General features: G+C 63.1%; 16 protein-coding genes and 1 tRNA gene. 12 read left to right on the top strand and 5 right to left on the bottom strand.

The genetic code is table 11. The features are described 5' to 3' along the window. The 3 genes from AC1DX6_RS29660 to AC1DX6_RS29650 form a co-directional block, all read right to left on the bottom strand. Positions 1 to 276 (bottom strand): DnaJ domain-containing protein (locus AC1DX6_RS29660; RefSeq protein WP_477319974.1); only part of this gene is annotated, 276 nt, incomplete at its 3' end. A gap of 157 nt (positions 277 to 433) precedes the next feature. Then, complete coding sequence (locus AC1DX6_RS29655; protein ID WP_477319972.1) at positions 434 to 1,144, bottom strand: pentapeptide repeat-containing protein; 711 nt, start codon at positions 1,142 to 1,144, stop codon at positions 434 to 436. A 461-nt stretch (positions 1,145 to 1,605) separates the two neighbouring features. Then, positions 1,606 to 1,695: transfer RNA gene (locus AC1DX6_RS29650), tRNA-Ser, on the bottom strand. Positions 1,696 to 2,066: 371 nt separating this feature from the next. Here AC1DX6_RS29650 and AC1DX6_RS29645 point away from each other — a divergent pair. The 3 genes from AC1DX6_RS29645 to AC1DX6_RS29635 all read left to right on the top strand — a co-directional run bounded on the left by AC1DX6_RS29645 (position 2,067) and on the right by AC1DX6_RS29635 (position 3,825). Continuing rightward, positions 2,067 to 2,747 carry a 50S ribosomal protein L21 gene (locus tag AC1DX6_RS29645; RefSeq protein ID WP_477319970.1) on the top strand — a complete coding sequence of 227 codons (681 nt, stop codon included), beginning with the start codon at positions 2,067 to 2,069 and terminating at the stop codon, positions 2,745 to 2,747. Positions 2,748 to 2,848: 101 nt separating this feature from the next. Continuing rightward, positions 2,849 to 3,118, top strand: coding sequence for a 50S ribosomal protein L27 (rpmA, locus tag AC1DX6_RS29640; protein ID WP_013529063.1), 270 nt, complete (start codon positions 2,849 to 2,851; stop codon positions 3,116 to 3,118). Between the two features lie 119 nt (positions 3,119 to 3,237). Further along, positions 3,238 to 3,825 carry a GNAT family N-acetyltransferase gene (locus AC1DX6_RS29635; protein WP_477319968.1) on the top strand — a complete coding sequence of 196 codons (588 nt, stop codon included), beginning with the start codon at positions 3,238 to 3,240 and terminating at the stop codon, positions 3,823 to 3,825. A gap of 181 nt (positions 3,826 to 4,006) precedes the next feature. Here AC1DX6_RS29635 and AC1DX6_RS29630 read toward each other — a convergent pair whose 3' ends face one another. Continuing rightward, positions 4,007 to 4,870 carry an endonuclease/exonuclease/phosphatase family protein gene (locus AC1DX6_RS29630; RefSeq protein ID WP_477319966.1) on the bottom strand — a complete coding sequence of 288 codons (864 nt, stop codon included), beginning with the start codon at positions 4,868 to 4,870 and terminating at the stop codon, positions 4,007 to 4,009. A gap of 158 nt (positions 4,871 to 5,028) precedes the next feature. Between AC1DX6_RS29630 and obgE the strand changes: the two genes are divergently transcribed. Further along, complete coding sequence (gene obgE / locus AC1DX6_RS29625; protein ID WP_477319964.1) at positions 5,029 to 6,060, top strand: GTPase ObgE; 1,032 nt, start codon at positions 5,029 to 5,031, stop codon at positions 6,058 to 6,060. A 1-nt stretch (position 6,061) separates the two neighbouring features. After that, entirely contained in the window at positions 6,062 to 7,189 is a 1,128-nt protein-coding gene (gene proB, locus AC1DX6_RS29620) for a glutamate 5-kinase (protein WP_477319962.1), read from the top strand. Positions 7,190 to 7,236: 47 nt separating this feature from the next. On the opposite strand, the gene AC1DX6_RS29615 is transcribed toward proB, so the two are convergent. Beyond that, entirely contained in the window at positions 7,237 to 7,692 is a 456-nt protein-coding gene (locus tag AC1DX6_RS29615; protein WP_477319960.1) for a hypothetical protein, read from the bottom strand. A gap of 78 nt (positions 7,693 to 7,770) precedes the next feature. Between AC1DX6_RS29615 and AC1DX6_RS29610 the strand changes: the two genes are divergently transcribed. From AC1DX6_RS29610 to AC1DX6_RS29580, 7 genes are all read left to right on the top strand, one after another. Next, positions 7,771 to 9,051 (top strand): glutamate-5-semialdehyde dehydrogenase, encoded by a 1,281-nt coding sequence (locus AC1DX6_RS29610; protein ID WP_477319958.1) that lies wholly within the window; start codon positions 7,771 to 7,773, stop codon positions 9,049 to 9,051. A 251-nt stretch (positions 9,052 to 9,302) separates the two neighbouring features. Continuing rightward, positions 9,303 to 9,890, top strand: coding sequence for a nicotinate-nucleotide adenylyltransferase (locus AC1DX6_RS29605; protein ID WP_477319986.1), 588 nt, complete (start codon positions 9,303 to 9,305; stop codon positions 9,888 to 9,890). After that, positions 9,887 to 10,657, top strand: a complete 771-nt coding sequence (locus AC1DX6_RS29600) for a glycosyltransferase family 32 protein (protein ID WP_477319956.1) — start codon at positions 9,887 to 9,889, stop codon at positions 10,655 to 10,657. Before AC1DX6_RS29605 ends, AC1DX6_RS29600 begins: the two co-directional genes overlap by 4 nt. A 76-nt stretch (positions 10,658 to 10,733) precedes the next feature. Continuing rightward, on the top strand, positions 10,734 to 12,023 hold the full coding sequence (locus AC1DX6_RS29595) for an MFS transporter (protein ID WP_477319954.1): 1,290 nt from the start codon (positions 10,734 to 10,736) through the stop codon (positions 12,021 to 12,023). Positions 12,024 to 12,202: 179 nt separating this feature from the next. Beyond that, on the top strand, positions 12,203 to 12,580 hold the full coding sequence (rsfS, locus tag AC1DX6_RS29590; protein WP_477246006.1) for a ribosome silencing factor: 378 nt from the start codon (positions 12,203 to 12,205) through the stop codon (positions 12,578 to 12,580). A gap of 34 nt (positions 12,581 to 12,614) precedes the next feature. Continuing rightward, positions 12,615 to 13,097, top strand: coding sequence for a 23S rRNA (pseudouridine(1915)-N(3))-methyltransferase RlmH (gene rlmH / locus AC1DX6_RS29585; protein WP_477319952.1), 483 nt, complete (start codon positions 12,615 to 12,617; stop codon positions 13,095 to 13,097). A gap of 127 nt (positions 13,098 to 13,224) precedes the next feature. Further along, positions 13,225 to 14,568, top strand: coding sequence for a murein hydrolase activator EnvC family protein (locus AC1DX6_RS29580; protein WP_477319950.1), 1,344 nt, complete (start codon positions 13,225 to 13,227; stop codon positions 14,566 to 14,568).

Here is a 14,568-nt window from a genome sequence, read left to right as displayed (position 1 = left end):
GACGCTATCTCGTTCTAGGCCTTTGGTGTCGGTGGCTTCCTGGGTCAGCTCGCGATGTATGTTCAGCTGCTCATTGTAGTGAATGTCGTACTGCGCGCGCTTGACGGGATCCTTGAGCGTATCATGTGCCTCGACGATTTCGCTGAAGCGCGCTTCGTCCCCGGTATTCTGGTTGTCGGGATGATAGCGCATGGCAAAATAGCGAAACACGCGCTCTATCGTTTCTGAGTTGGCGTTTCGGCTGACTTCTAAAAGCTCGTAGTAGTCAACGAACAAAGCGGTGCTCCCTCCAGCGCTATTATAAAAGCACTCGCCGAACGGCACGGCAAATTAATCATTAGTAAAGGGTTAATCACCTCCACCAGCACCGCAGGCTTCGCCCCGCAAGGGCGTGCTTGACGATTTCAGCCCCGGCAGCGACACGGCGCCGAGCCTATGGCTCGCTACAGGGCCAATCTTCAGGCCTCGTCAAGCCAGAAGGCAACTCGGTCCGGGCGTCTCCGCAAGCCATGTTGAGCTGCCACTGGGACAGACCCGCCGAATCGGAAAGATCGAGGCCCTCGATACGGGTCAGAAAGAAAAAAGCGCTGTCAAAGTCTATCGGCGCGGTGAACGTCGCTCCTCGGAAGTCCGCCCGCGCGAGATTGGCAAACGAAAAGCGGCTGCCGCTGATATCGGCGTCATGGAACTGCGCTCGCCCCAATTCCGCCTTTGTGAAATCAGCATTGGTCAGATTGGCGTCCTGGAAATTCGAGCGCTGCACTTCCGCGCTCGTAAACACAGCGCCCTGCGCGTCCATACGGCTGAAGTCGGTCCTGTAAGCCTCGATTTTGTCGAACCGGGCGCCCTTGGCGGTCGAGTCGGCCAGGGAAGCACGCACAAGCGTTGCCTTCTCAAAATTTGCCCCAAGGAGATTGCTGTTCCTGAGGTCGGTCGAAGTGAAATCAACACCAAACAGGTTCGCCCCGCTCAGGTCCTGTCCTTTTAGGATGAGAAGCTTTTTGTCACAGTCCTGCCAATTGACGCCTGGCGTCGCCGCTGCGTCGCAATCTTGAGCGGCAGCGGCGTTCTGCCAAGCAAATACAATGCAAACCGCTAGAACCAAGCCGGATGCGCCGTAAGCTCTGGTTCGTCTCAAAGTCATTGTTGCTGGACCTCTGCTACTCGCCGACAATCAACCTTACCACATCTGCTGACACTCGAAAGCGACGGCGTTTTGCCCGCTAATCCCGCTAGTCCCCACCGCCAAATGAACAGCCCGCCACCGTTGAGGCAGCGGGCTAAAATGGTGGGCGTCGGACCTATTGAATGCAAGAGCCCGGTGGGTAGCGCTCAGGGTCGTAGTGCGACGGCGAGACGAGCATGAAATCGTCTTGAGTGCGCACAGGGATCATTCCGAAGTTGTCGCGGTAAGCGTGGTGGAACGGCAGAACGATCATGCTGGGTGCACAATTGCCAGTCACTGAGGGGCCATAACGTGCAGCCAAGAAAACGTGGGGGAAAGCCCGGAAGATAATTTGGTGGGGCACCGCCGTGGGGCATCAGCATCAGGTCGCGCCGTAAATCGCGAAGCAAAATCAATTAGTTAGGAGGACATCAGAAGAATGGCGGAGAGGGAGGGATTCGAACCCCCGATGGGCTTGCACCCATGCCGCATTTCGAGTGCGGTGCATTCGACCACTCTGCCACCTCTCCGCGGTCATGGTCGGCCGTTGCCGGCGCGGCGCACTAGATAACGGCTGCATCGGCAGGTTACAAGGCCCAATCTGCCTGTTATCCGGCTTCTTCGGCACAGCACCGTTTCCGAGGGGTGCGAACGTCCGGCGCCTTACCGTTTTGGGGGCGATTGCGGGACGTGGATGGTGTACAGCCGCAAACAGCCGGCGCAGAGGCGCTTGTCCTGGCCGATTGCCTTGACTTCACCGCAACCTTCGGTTAGGGACAGCGCGCAATCGGCGTGGAGGGTTCTTCCGCGCCGCTTGTTTTTTGAACCCGCAGACTGACAAAAAGACGGCTGAACCGCCAACGCGGTTCATCAAGGCCGACCGAACAGCGAAAGGCAAAAAATGTTCGCAGTCATTAAAACGGGCGGTAAGCAGTATCGCGTTGCCGCCAACGATCTCCTGAAGATCGAGAAACTCGAAGCCAATGTCGGCGATATCGTCGAAATTGGCCATGTTCTCGCCCATGGCGAGGGCGAGAATGTCACCTTCGGCGCACCGTTCGTCGATGGCGCTCTGGTCACGGCGGAAGTCGTCGAGCAGGGCAAGAACCGCACCGTCATCGCTTTCAAGAAGCGTCGCCGGCAGAATTCGCGCCGCAAGATCGGCCACCGCCAGCTTCTGACCACTGTGCGGATCGCCGAAATCCTGCTGGGTGGCGCCAAGCCGACGAAGAAGGCCGCCGTAAAGGCTGAGGCCAAGGCCAAGGCAGAAATTGCCCCCGAGGCGAAGGCCGAGGCCGCGCCGAAGGAGGCCAAGGCCAAGAAGGAAGCCAAGGTCGAGGCCGCTGAAGCCACCGCTGCGCCGCTGTTCAAGGCGCCGAAGGGCGAGCCGGACGACCTGACCGTGATCAAGGGCATCGGCCCGGTCGCCGCCAAGGACCTTGCCGAGCAGGGCATCATCACCTTCGCGCAGCTGGCCAAGCTGTCGGACAAGGATGTCGCCAAAATCGACGAGCACATGCCGTTCAGCGCCGAGCAGATCAGCGACTGGCGCGAGCAGGCCAAGGAACTGGCGAAGAAGTAAAACGAACCGGCGAAACGATCGCCGGATCGGACTTGAAACGGAACGCGAACGCGTTCATAAGACCATTCAAGCGCCCTCGAGGGCGCATCGGAGTTAGTTAGATGGCACACAAGAAAGCTGGCGGCTCGTCGCGCAACGGTCGCGACTCGCATTCCAAGCGCCTGGGCGTGAAGAAGTTCGGCGGCGAAGCCGTGATTCCGGGCAACATCATCATTCGTCAGCGCGGCACCACGTGGCATCCCGGCGTCAATGTCGGCATGGGCACGGATCACACCCTTTTTGCGCTCGAAACTGGCGCAGTCACCTTCAACAAAAAAGCCAACGGCCGAACCTACGTATCGGTCAATCCGATCGCCAAAGCCGCGGAGTAGCCGGTTCCGTACGAGAACACCGGCACCCATCTCGGGAACCGGTGTCTGGCCAAGCCAGGAAATGGATCAGGGGAGATGGGTTTTCCATCTCCCCTTTTTCTTGTGCCTGGAGGACTGACATGGTTGCCGAAGCGGAAGACACGGACGACGAAAGTTACGCGATAGACTGCCCGGTGCTGGCCACCGAGCGGCTGGTGATGCGTGCACCGCGTGAAAGTGACATCGGCCAACTGGCAGCACTCGCCGACAATCGTCATATCGCCGAAATGCTGGCCCGCATGCCGCACCCCTATGGCGAGGCCGAGGCGCGCGCCTTCCTGGCGATGACGGCGTCGCGCCGGGCGGGTATCGCCTTTGCCTTGACGCTGGCGGGAACCGACACCTTCGTCGGCTGCGCCGGTCTCAACACCACCGATCGCGGGCTGGAACTCGGTTACTGGATCGGCGAACCCTTCTGGAAGCGCGGCTATGCGACGGAGGCCGCGCACGCGCTGGTCGACCTCGCCTTCCAGAGGACGACAATCCAGGTGCTGCATGCCTCGACGCGGGTCATCAATCCGGCTTCGCGCCGGGTCATCCACAAATGCGGCTTCCAGTATGCCGGCCAGGGCATGCTGAACTCGATCGTCGCCGGTCAGGTGCCGGTCGAGCGCTACCGGCTTGATCGCAAGACCTGGACCAGCCTGCGCAACTGGGTCCACTTCTAGCTGTGTCGATATTCAGGTGATGCCGGCCTGCAAACGCTGGTTTTCTGCGCTTCCGGTGCTCACGTACTTTAAGTACGCTCCGCTCCGGTTCTCGAAAGCGAGCGTTTTCGGCTCGGCCTGACCTGAATCTCGACACACCTCACCGCACGGCGAAACCAAAGGTTGCGAACCAGGCTTGAGGTCAGGCCGTCTCGAGCCAGACCGGCAGATGGTCGGAGCCGACCGCTTGCCGGTCGACCCACAGGCGCTTCAGTGATCCGGCGAGCGAGGCTGAGGTGAAGACATAGTCGATGCGTTTGTGGCGGCTCGCATCGTCGGGCCGTTTGGGATCGACCCAGGTGACGAGATTGGGCGTGTCGAGGCGCTGGGCGGCGTCGACGGCGAGATCGGCGGTCAGCGGCATGCCGAACTCATGATCCGGGCGGCCGGCGAGTTCGACATATTCGGGCGATCCGGGCAGCATGTTGAAGTCGCCGAGCACGATGAAGGCCTCGGGATAGGGCAGATCCGGCAGGCCGATCTCGGGAATGCCGGAGAGACCGCCGCCCTCGAGCGCATAGTTCAACAGGCGCTGGCGCAAGAAACGGATTTGGCTGGTGCGTTCGACCGGGCTGCGATGGTCGAGATGCGTGGAGTAGAAACGGATGAAGCCGAGCGGCGTCTCGATCAGCGCTTCCAGTGCGCCGCGCTGGAAGTTCATCGCCTCGAAACTGCGGCTGCGCGGCAAAAGCAGGTTGCGCGATAGATGAATGGGGGTTTTCGACAGCACCATGTTGCCAAGCTGGAAGGTTGTGGTGACAGCCCGGCCGTTCTCGACGCGCGAGCCGACATTGACCTCGAAATTGCTGCCATAGGCGGCGAAATATTCAGGCAGGGCGTCGCCGATCTCGGCCACCATGTCACGGTTGCCGTTCCTGGGGTTGTTGCGGGTGACCTCCTGCAGCGCGATCACGTCGGCGCCACGCACGGCGTCGGTGATGCGGCCGACATCGTATTGCCCATCGAGGCCGATGCCATACTGGATGTTGTAGGTTACAACCCGCATTACACATCTCCCCGGCCCGGGCAAATTGCAACAGCGCCGCAAAAAATCGCGCGGCGCCGTTGTCGCAAAACGGCCTCGCCCTTCGCCCCACCTTGGTTTAGAGCAGTGCCGAGGGTTAGAGCAATGCCGCAAGGCCAATAGAGAAACTACGAAATCCGATGAAATTTCTCGATCAAGCCAAAGTTTACATCCGCTCCGGCGACGGCGGCGCCGGTTCGGTGTCGTTCCGGCGCGAAAAATTCATCGAATTCGGCGGGCCGGATGGCGGCGATGGCGGCCGTGGCGGCGATGTCTGGCTGGAGGCCGTCAACGGGCTGAACACGCTGATCGACTATCGCTACCAGCAGCATTTCAAGGCCAAGACCGGCATTCACGGCATGGGCCGCAACATGACCGGCGCCAAGGGCGCCGACGTGACGCTGAAAGTGCCGGCGGGAACACAGGTCTTTGCCGAGGACAATGAGACGCTGATCTGCGACCTGACCGTGGTTGGCCAGCGTTATCTGCTGGCCAAGGGCGGCAATGGCGGTTTTGGCAACCAGCATTTCAAGACCTCGACCAATCAGGCGCCGCGCCGCGCCAATCCAGGCCTGCCGGGCGAAGAGCTCAACATCTGGCTCAGGCTCAAGCTGATCGCCGATGCCGGCCTGGTCGGCCTGCCCAATGCCGGCAAGTCGACCTTTCTGGCGGCGGTCACCGCTGCCAAGCCGAAGATCGCCGACTATCCCTTCACCACGCTGCATCCCGGCCTTGGCGTCGCGCGCATCGATGCGCGCGAATTCGTCATCGCCGACATTCCCGGCCTGATCGAGGGCGCGCATGAGGGCGTCGGCATTGGCGACCGCTTTCTCGGCCATGTCGAGCGCACGCGTGTGCTGTTGCACCTGGTGTCCGCGCAGGAGGAAAACCCTGGGAAGGCCTACAAGACCGTGCGCGCCGAACTCGATGCCTATGGCAACGGGCTGATCGAAAAGGTCGAGATCGTCGCGCTTTCGCAGGTCGACATTCTCGATGCTGCCGAACGCAAGAAGAAGGTCGCGGCGCTGAAACGTGCCGCCGGCCGTGCGCCGATGCTGCTGTCTGCCGTCACCGGTGAAGGCGTCGAGGCGGTGCTGCGTGCGCTGATGGCGGTGGTCGGCGAAGCCCGCGCCGCCACAGCGGCTCCGGTCGAGACGCGCTGGGATCGCTAGCATGGCCGCGCAGTCGCTGAAAAAATACCGGCGCATCACCGTTAAGATCGGCTCGGCGCTGCTCGTCGACCGCACGAGCGGCCTGAAGCGCGACTGGCTGGCTTCGCTGGCCGACGATATTGCCGTTCTGGCCGAGGGCGGCGCCGAAATCCTCGTCGTGTCCTCCGGCGCGATCGCGCTTGGCCGCACGATTCTGGGCCTCGGCAAACGGGCGCTGAAGCTGGAAGAGAGCCAGGCGGCCGCTGCCGTTGGGCAGATCGCTTTGGCCGGCGCCTGGTCGGATGCGCTCGGCAAGGGCGGCCTGAAATCCGGCCAGATTCTCCTGACGCTTGGCGACACCGAAGAGCGCCGCCGCTATCTCAACGCACGGGCGACGATTTCCACGCTGCTGAAGATGAAAGCGGTTCCGGTCATCAACGAGAACGACACGGTGGCGACCTCCGAAATCCGCTATGGCGACAATGACCGGCTGGCGGCGCGGGTGGCAACGATGATGGGCGCCGACCTCCTGGTGCTGCTCTCCGACATTGACGGGCTCTACACGGCGCCGCCGGCCAGAGATCCTGATGCCAGGTTCATTCCGGTGGTCGACCGCATCACGCCAGACATCGAAGCGATGGCGGGGGCGGCGGCTTCCGAATTGTCGCGTGGTGGCATGCGGACAAAACTCGACGCCGGCAAGATCGCCACCGCCGCCGGCACCGCCATGATCATCACCGCTGGAACGCGGCTGTCGCCATTGATGGCGATCGAGCGCGGCGAACGCGCCACCTTCTTCAAGCCGAGCACCAATCCGGTGAAAGGCTACAAGACCTGGATCGCCGGGCAGCTCGAACCGGCGGGACGGCTTACCGTCGATGCCGGCGCCATCGGCGCGCTTTTGTCAGGCAAGTCGCTGCTGCCGGCCGGCGTCAAACTGGTCAGCGGCAATTTCTCACGCGGCGATACGGTGGCGATCCTGTCGCCCGAGGGCCGCGAGATCGCGCGCGGGCTCGTTGCCTACGATGCCGCCGATGCGGTCAGGATCGCAGGCCTGAAGACCGCGGAGATCGAAACCGTGCTCGGCTACGAGGCGCGCTCGGCGATGATCCACAGGGACGATCTGGTGGTGAGCGGCGCGCCGGACTGAGACGCGGCCTCGCGATAGAGGGCGCGCTACTTGTCAGGTTCACGCGGCTATTTGGGTGGGTTGATTCGTCCATTCTCAAGGTCTTGCCGCAGTTTCAGAAGCCCGCTGCAGCCTCCCCAATCTGCTTTAATGCTAGCCTTGGCGCGTCGATCCACCTCGGCTTGGGGAACATCCTTCTCAACTCCCAGGAGATCGCGTATCGTCCAGTCGGCCGTCGTTGCGCCTGGTTCCTCGTCCAGCTTCTTGTATTTAGCCTCGAGCCGCGCCCTCGGCCCACATCCGAAGCTCTCCTCAACAATGACCAGGATATGGGAAAGCGCTGTCGGTGGCGCGCCGCAATAGCGTTCGGCGAGCGCAAAGGACTGTATCGCACCTATCGTGGCCATGATCTTGCCGTCCACGCTCTCGCCGGGCTCCATCTTGTCGTCGCAGTAATCGGCTGCGCGCAGGCCGGTAGGCGCCAGCATCGTGGCCAAAGCAATCAAGACTGCGGCGTTCTTCATTCTGCTCCCCCGAATTTGCAGCCATTGCCGCGAAGGCCGGCCGCGTGTAAATCCACCAGGCTTCACCGGAGCGGTCAGATGTTGAACAAACACCAAGGCGAAGATGTAGCCAGTTTGATGGCACGGACAGGCCGTAAGGCCCGCGCCGCCGCCCGACCGTTGGCCATCGCCACCACCGCCGCCAAGAATGCCGCGCTGCTCGCCATGGCCGACGCGATCATTTCGCGTGAGCAGGAGATTCTCGACGCCAACGCCATCGACGTCTCGAACGGCCACGAATCGGGCTTGTCCGGCTCCTTCATGGACCGGTTGAAGCTCGATCCGGCGCGCATCCGCGCCATGGCCGACGGCATTCGTGAAATCGCCGAATTGAAGGACCCGGTCCGCGACGTCATTGCCGCCTGGGACCGGCCGAACGGCCTGCATATCGAGCGCGTGCGCACGCCGCTTGGCGTCGTCGGCGTCATCTATGAAAGCCGGCCGAATGTGACGGCGGATGCCGGTGCACTCTGCCTCAAGGCCGGCAATCCGGTGATCCTGCGCGGCGGCTCGGATTCGCTCAATTCATCGGCCGCCATCCATGCCTGCCTGGTCGAAGGGCTGAAGGCCGCCGGCCTGCCGGAAGACGCCATTCAGCTGGTGCCGACCAGCGACCGCGCCGCTGTCGGCGAGATGCTGAAGGGGCTTGGCGGCGTGCTCGACGTCATCATTCCGCGCGGCGGAAAAAGCCTGGTCGAGCGCGTGCAGACCGAGGCCCGGGTGCCGGTCTTTGCCCATCTCGAGGGCATCTGCCACCTCTACATCGACCGCTCGGCCAAGCTCGATATGGCGGTTCAGATCGCGGTCAACGCCAAGATGCGGCGCACCGGCGTCTGCGGTGCTGCAGAGACTTTGCTGGTCGACCGCGCGGTTGCCTCGACGCATCTGGTACCGATCCTCGACGCGCTGCGCGCCGCAGGCTGTGAGATCCATGCCGATCTCGAAGTGATGAAGCTGTTCTTCGACGCCAAGCCGGCGATCGATGCCGACTGGGTGACCGAATATCTCGATGCCATCATCGCGGTGAAGCTGGTCGACGGCGTTGCCGGCGCGATCGAGCATATCGAGACGTTCTCCTCGCATCACACCGAGGCGATCGTCGCCGAAGATGCCAAGGCGGTCGAAAAGTTCTTCAACGAAATCGATTCGGCAATCCTGTTGCACAACGCCTCGACCCAGTTTGCCGATGGCGGCGAGTTCGGCATGGGCGCCGAGATCGGCATCGCCACCGGCAAGATGCATGCGCGCGGACCGGTTGGCGTCGAGCAGCTGACCTCGTTCAAATACCGCGTGCGCGGGTCGGGGCAGGTGAGGCCTTGACGTTTTTTGCCCAAAGGGCCTGAGGGCCTTGCGCGCGTCGGCCCCCCTCTGCCCTGCCGGGCATCTCCCCCTCAAGGGGGGAGATCGGCTGTTGTTTCTGACTTCGCCAATCGCCGCCGCTGCAGAATTTTTGCGGTCAGTGAAGCTGCCAATCTCCCCCCTTGAGGGGGAGATGTCCGGCAGGACAGAGGGGGGCGCCTAGCACCATGCTGTCGTCCGCTCAGCCTGCAATCCCCGCCCCCTACCTCCGCATGCCGCATGCCGAAAAGGGCCTGACCGTCGGGCTGTTCGGCGGTTCGTTCAATCCGCCGCATGCCGGGCATGCGCTGGTAGCCGAGATTGCGCTGCGGCGGCTGGCGCTCGACCAACTGTGGTGGATGGTGACGCCCGGCAATCCGCTGAAGAGCACCAGGGAATTGGCGCCACTGGCCGAGCGGCTGCGCCTGTCGGAGCAGATTGCCAAGAACCCGCGGATCAAGGTCACCGCCTTCGAGGCGGCTCATCATATCCGTTTTACCGCCGACACGCTGGCGCTGGTCAAGGCGCGCAACCCAGGCGTCGATTTCGTCTGGATCATGGGCGCCGATAGTTTGCGCGATTTCCATCGCTGGCAGCGCTGGCGGCAGATCGTGATGACGTTCCCGATCGCGGTCATCGATCGTCCGGGGGCGACGCTTTCCTTCCTGTCGTCGGTCGTCGCCAAGACCTTCGACTATGCCCGCGTCGACGAGGGCGACGCGCCGCGGCTCGCTCGCATGAACGCGCCGGCCTGGACTTTTATCCACGGCCCACGGTCATCGCTGTCATCGAGCGCGATCCGCAACATGGCAAAGCCATGATCGATCCGGGCTTGCCCGCGGTTCATGCTTTCTGGATCGGCGGGCCGCTCGGGCAGATGCATGTCGCCTGCCTCAAATCCATCGTCCGCCTTGGGCATCGCACCGTGCTGCATGTCTACGACGATCCCGGCGATGCGCCGCCTGGCGTAGAGCTTGCGGACGCGACGAAAATCCTGCCGCGGGAGCGCGTTATCGTCCACCGCAACGGCAGCTACTCGCTGTTCGCCGACATTTTTCGCTACAAGCTGCTTGCCAGCGGAGCCGAGATCTATGTCGACTGCGACATGTATTGCGTGCGGCCTTTGCCGCGCCGTTCCTACATGTTCGGCTGGGAGAGCCAGACCCGCATCAACAATGCGGTGCTGAGCCTGCCCATCGGGTCGCCGATCCTGTGCGATCTCGCTGAAGCGGTGGATCATCCCGAGCGGCTTCCGGAATGGTTTTCATGGACCAAGCGCTTGCGCTTCGGCGCCCGGCGGGCGTTCGGACGGATGAAGGGGTTCGAGAACCTGCCGCATGCCTCGCTCGGCCCGCCCTTGCTGACCTATCTGGTGCGCAAGCACGGCCTCTTGGCCGAAGCCTCGCCGCTGGATGTTTTCTACACCAACATCGAGGGGCAAGGCACTCTGCTCGATCCGCAACAGTCTCTCGCGGACCTGGTCAGGCCGAACACGTTGGCTATCCACCTCTGGCACGGGTCGCTGCGCAAACTCTCCTTCGCCGATGTGCCGCCGACCTCGCCGCTGGGCGAAATTCTGGCCATGTGAGGATCCGCGCTGCTGGCCGTCCGGCGATGTCGCTTTTGCGGCGGCTTTTCGCCATGCGGTGGGCGATGGTGCGCGAATGCTGGAGAAGGACCGCGCCACAATCGATCAGGAGCAAGGCAAGCCGTCGGCGCCGCTGATCGCCATTGCCAGCGTCGTCTTGTCGATGGCGCTGATCGCGGTCGGCAACGGGCTGATGTTCGCCTACATTCCGGTCCGGCTCGGCGCCGAGGGTTTCGATCCGACCTGGGCCGGACTGATCATCACCGGGCTGTCGGCGGGCGGTCTCGCCGGCTGCATCCTGACCGGACCGCTGGTCAGAAGGGTCGGCCATGCCCGCGCCTTCATGGTGCTGTCGGCGCTGATCGCGCTCTCCAACGCCGCTGTCGGCGCCGGGACGCATCCCATCGTCTGGATTGCTGCGCGGGCTCTTTATGGCTTCTCGATCTGCGGTCTCTTCATCGTCGCGCAGAGCTGGCTGAACGACGCCGTCGCCAACGCCATACGTGGCAGGGTGATGGCGTTCTTCTACGTCGCCTATGTCGCCGGACTCGGTTTCGGCTATGCGACACTGGCGCTGGTCGACATCAATACGGCCGAGGCACCGCTGGTCGGCATCGCCTTCACCGCTTTGTCGATCCTTCCTGTCGGCATGACACGGCTGGCGCAGCCGCCGGCGCCCAGGGCGGCATCGGTGGCGCTCGGCCGCGCCTGGCGGATTTCGCCGGTGGGCGTTGCCGGCATGCTGGCCGTCGGCGGCCTGTCGATGGCGATCGCCGGCTTCGCGCCGATCCATGCCACGGCCAAGGGCTACAGCCAGGCCGATGTGGCGCTGCTGCTTTCGGCAATGCCGGTCGGCACGCTGATCCTGCAGATCCCGCTTGGCTGGATTTCCGACCGCACAGACCGGCGCTATGTGCTGATCGCCGCCTCGGCGCTTGCCGCCGGTGCGGGAGCGTTTGCCCTCGGTTTCGATGGCGGCGCGCTGGCGGCACTGATCGTCATCTATGTGGTCTGGGACGGCGCCTCGGAATCGATCTACTCGCTGGCCAGCGCGCATGCCGCAGACCGCGCCGGCAAAGACGATATGGTGGCGCTGTCCAGTTCACTTTTGTTTGCCTGGTCGCTGTCGGGTTTTGTCGTGCCCGGTATCGTGACGGCGCTTTCGGCCATCTACGGCACGCAGGCCTTCATCTATGTGGCGATCGTCATTGCCACCGGCTTTTGCCTGTTCGTGCTGTGGCGGGTGGCCACCACGCAGGCGGTTCCCGCCACTGAAACCGGCAGTTTCGCGCCGATGACGGCGCAGGCGCCGCTGCCGGTGGAGCTTGCCTTCGCGGGCGAAGAGCATGCCGGGAAAAAGGGCTGATCGCGCCAAAGCATCCGCCGTTTCCGGCGCTCCAGGCTAATGCTTTGGGAGCCCCGTCTTGAAACTGCAACGGAACTCTGCCTATCTAAGTGGTGTCACCTGCTTTGAAGGGTGATTTGGTTGTTCTTGCTGCGAAAGGAAATACACTGAGAACAGCACTGCGGAAGAAGGCCGACATCGTGCCTTCGCCGGCCGGGATCAGCGTAAACGACGCCGTGTCCCGCGCCATCAAGACAGTCCTTGCCAGTCTGGAAGACTCCAAGGCCGAAAACATCGTCTCAATCGACATTCAGGGGAAATCGAGCCTCGGCGACTACATGGTCGTTGCGTCGGGCCGATCGCACCGTCATGTCTCGGCTGTCGCCGACCATCTGCTCAAGGCGCTCAAGGATGCCGGTCTCGGCATGGCGCGCGTCGAAGGGCTGGCCGGTGCCGACTGGGTCCTGATCGATTCGGGCGACATCATCGTCCATGTCTTCCGCCCCGAAGTCCGCGACTTCTACAATCTTGAAAAGATGTGGCAGGCGCCGGATCTCGAGGAAGAGACCCTGCACTGAGCAGCTTTTGTTCTAGCTGCTTTTTGAGGCGAGGATGAAGATTACCGTTCATGCCGTGGGCCGGATGAAAGCCGGCCCCGAGAAGCAACTTGCCGACCGCTACTTCGGGCGTTTCGCCAAGAGCGGCCCGGCGGTGGGGCTCGAATTCTCAGGCGTCGTCGAGATTGCCGAAGGCCGCGCCCAGACCGCCAACGAGCGTCGCCGCGAGGAAGGCCAGAAGCTGCAGACGCTGTTGCAGCAAGGCAGCGCGCTGATCCTGCTCGACGAGCGTGGCAAAAACCTGTCCTCCGAGGATTTCGCCGGGCGCATCGGCCTGTTGCGCGACGGCGGCCGCAAGGCCCTGGTCATCGCCATTGGCGGTGCCGACGGTCACGACCAATCGCTGCGCGATCAGGCGGAATTGATGGTGTCGTTCGGCGCGCTGACCTGGCCGCATCAATTGGTGCGGGTGATGCTGGGCGAGCAGCTTTACAGGGCCGCCACCATTCTTTCCGGGCATCCCTATCACCGCTCGTAATCCCGCGAATTGGCGCGAACCGCACGGATTTCCGCCCCAATGCGCAGCGAGATTGCGTCGGAGACGGCCCACCTTTCGAACATGGTTGATTGTTCGTTAACGATGCCGCGCATAGAGTCGGGCTTCAATGTCTGAAGACTGGAAATCAAGAACGAGCTCCTGGCGCGCGCGCTGCGGCATCGCCGCGGCGGCGGTTGCGTTGTCGCTCAGTGCCGTGCGGGCAGAGAACACGCTCGACCTGGCGCCGGATCCCGATCAGAGCCGGGCCGAATACGAGCAGGTCTCGAAAGAGATCACGCTGTCGTCCGAGCGGCTGGGCAAGCTCGCCGCCGACATAGCGGCGGTCAAGAAGGACCATGCCTCGATCACCGCGGCGCTGATCCAGTCGGCGATGACCGAGCAGAAGCTCGGCCAGGACATCGAGGACATCGGCGCAAAGCTCGAAGGGCTGAAGGGGCAGGAGCAGAAGCTCCGCACTTCGCTGCTGGCGCGGCGCGACGTCCTGGCTGAAGTGCTGGGCGCGCTGCAGCGCATGGGCCTCAACCCGCCGCCGGCAATCCTGGTCAAGCCCGAGGACGCGCTGTCGTCGGTGCGCAGCGCCATCCTGCTCGGCGCGGTGGTGCCGGAACTGCGCCAGCAGACCGACAACTTGCTGGCCGACCTCAAGGAACAATCGCGGGTGACCGCCTCGATCGAGGCCGAGCGGGTACGGCTGACCGCGGCGGTCAGCGAGCAGGCGGCGGAAAAGAAGCGACTCAGCATGCTGCTCGAGGCCAAGCAGAAGCTCGAAGCGGACACCTGGACGGCTATGGTGGCCGAAAAGCAGCGATCCCAGGCACTTGCGGCCAAGGCCGGCAGCCTGAAAGAACTGATCGCCTCGCTCGAGGCCGACAAGAGCCGCAAGGCGGCGGATGCGGCTAAAGCCGGCGAGCAGAAGGCGGCTGACGCCGACAAGGCGGACGCTGGCACAACCGCGTCAACGGAACTGGCGTCGCTGCCCGTGCCGGAAGGCAACCAGTTGACCGCCGCGGTCCCGTTTTCGGCGCTCCAGGGACAGGTCGCGCTGCCGGTCACCGGCAAGATCAAGCGGCGCTTCGGAGCCGACGACGGTAACGGCGCAGTGATGCTTGGCGACATGGTTGCGACACAATCGGGCGCCATCGTCACCGCACCGGCGGATGGAAATGTGCTTTATGCGGGGCCGTTTCGCTCCTATGGACAACTCTTGATCCTGAACGCAGGTGACGGCTATCATGTCGTCCTGGCGGGGATGAGCAGAATCAGCGTCGCGTCTGGCCAGTCGGTGCTCGCAGGAGAGCCGGTCGGCGCGATGGGAGAGGCCCGGGTGGCAAGCACCTCGGCCTCGAAGAATGGAAATGCCACGCCGGAACTCTATGTCGAGTTCCGCAAGGATGGAAAACCCGTCGATCCGACCCCATGGTGGGCGGACCGTTTTTCTGGAAGGACGTGA

The organism is Mesorhizobium sp. P2_C4 (assembly GCF_056404575.1).
Note: the sequence above shows the minus strand (reverse complement) of the source record. Positions and strands in the feature narration are given on the sequence as shown.

What these genes read in the sequence shown, in the direction of transcription:
- rpmA (WP_013529063.1), top strand. Translation starts at nt 2,849, where the DNA reads ATGGCACACAAGAAAGCTGGCGGCTCGTCGCGCAACGGTCGCGACTCG.
- obgE (WP_477319964.1), top strand. Translation starts at nt 5,029, where the DNA reads ATGAAATTTCTCGATCAAGCCAAAGTTTACATCCGCTCCGGCGACGGC.
- AC1DX6_RS29580 (WP_477319950.1), top strand. Translation starts at nt 13,225, where the DNA reads ATGTCTGAAGACTGGAAATCAAGAACGAGCTCCTGGCGCGCGCGCTGC.
- rlmH (WP_477319952.1), top strand. Translation starts at nt 12,615, where the DNA reads ATGAAGATTACCGTTCATGCCGTGGGCCGGATGAAAGCCGGCCCCGAG.
- AC1DX6_RS29635 (WP_477319968.1), top strand. Translation starts at nt 3,238, where the DNA reads ATGGTTGCCGAAGCGGAAGACACGGACGACGAAAGTTACGCGATAGAC.
- AC1DX6_RS29655 (WP_477319972.1), bottom strand. Translation starts at nt 1,144, where the DNA reads ATGACTTTGAGACGAACCAGAGCTTACGGCGCATCCGGCTTGGTTCTA.
- AC1DX6_RS29595 (WP_477319954.1), top strand. Translation starts at nt 10,734, where the DNA reads ATGCTGGAGAAGGACCGCGCCACAATCGATCAGGAGCAAGGCAAGCCG.
- proB (WP_477319962.1), top strand. Translation starts at nt 6,062, where the DNA reads ATGGCCGCGCAGTCGCTGAAAAAATACCGGCGCATCACCGTTAAGATC.
- AC1DX6_RS29605 (WP_477319986.1), top strand. Translation starts at nt 9,303, where the DNA reads ATGCCGCATGCCGAAAAGGGCCTGACCGTCGGGCTGTTCGGCGGTTCG.
- AC1DX6_RS29615 (WP_477319960.1), bottom strand. Translation starts at nt 7,692, where the DNA reads ATGAAGAACGCCGCAGTCTTGATTGCTTTGGCCACGATGCTGGCGCCT.
- AC1DX6_RS29630 (WP_477319966.1), bottom strand. Translation starts at nt 4,870, where the DNA reads ATGCGGGTTGTAACCTACAACATCCAGTATGGCATCGGCCTCGATGGG.
- AC1DX6_RS29645 (WP_477319970.1), top strand. Translation starts at nt 2,067, where the DNA reads ATGTTCGCAGTCATTAAAACGGGCGGTAAGCAGTATCGCGTTGCCGCC.
- AC1DX6_RS29600 (WP_477319956.1), top strand. Translation starts at nt 9,887, where the DNA reads ATGATCGATCCGGGCTTGCCCGCGGTTCATGCTTTCTGGATCGGCGGG.
- AC1DX6_RS29610 (WP_477319958.1), top strand. Translation starts at nt 7,771, where the DNA reads ATGTTGAACAAACACCAAGGCGAAGATGTAGCCAGTTTGATGGCACGG.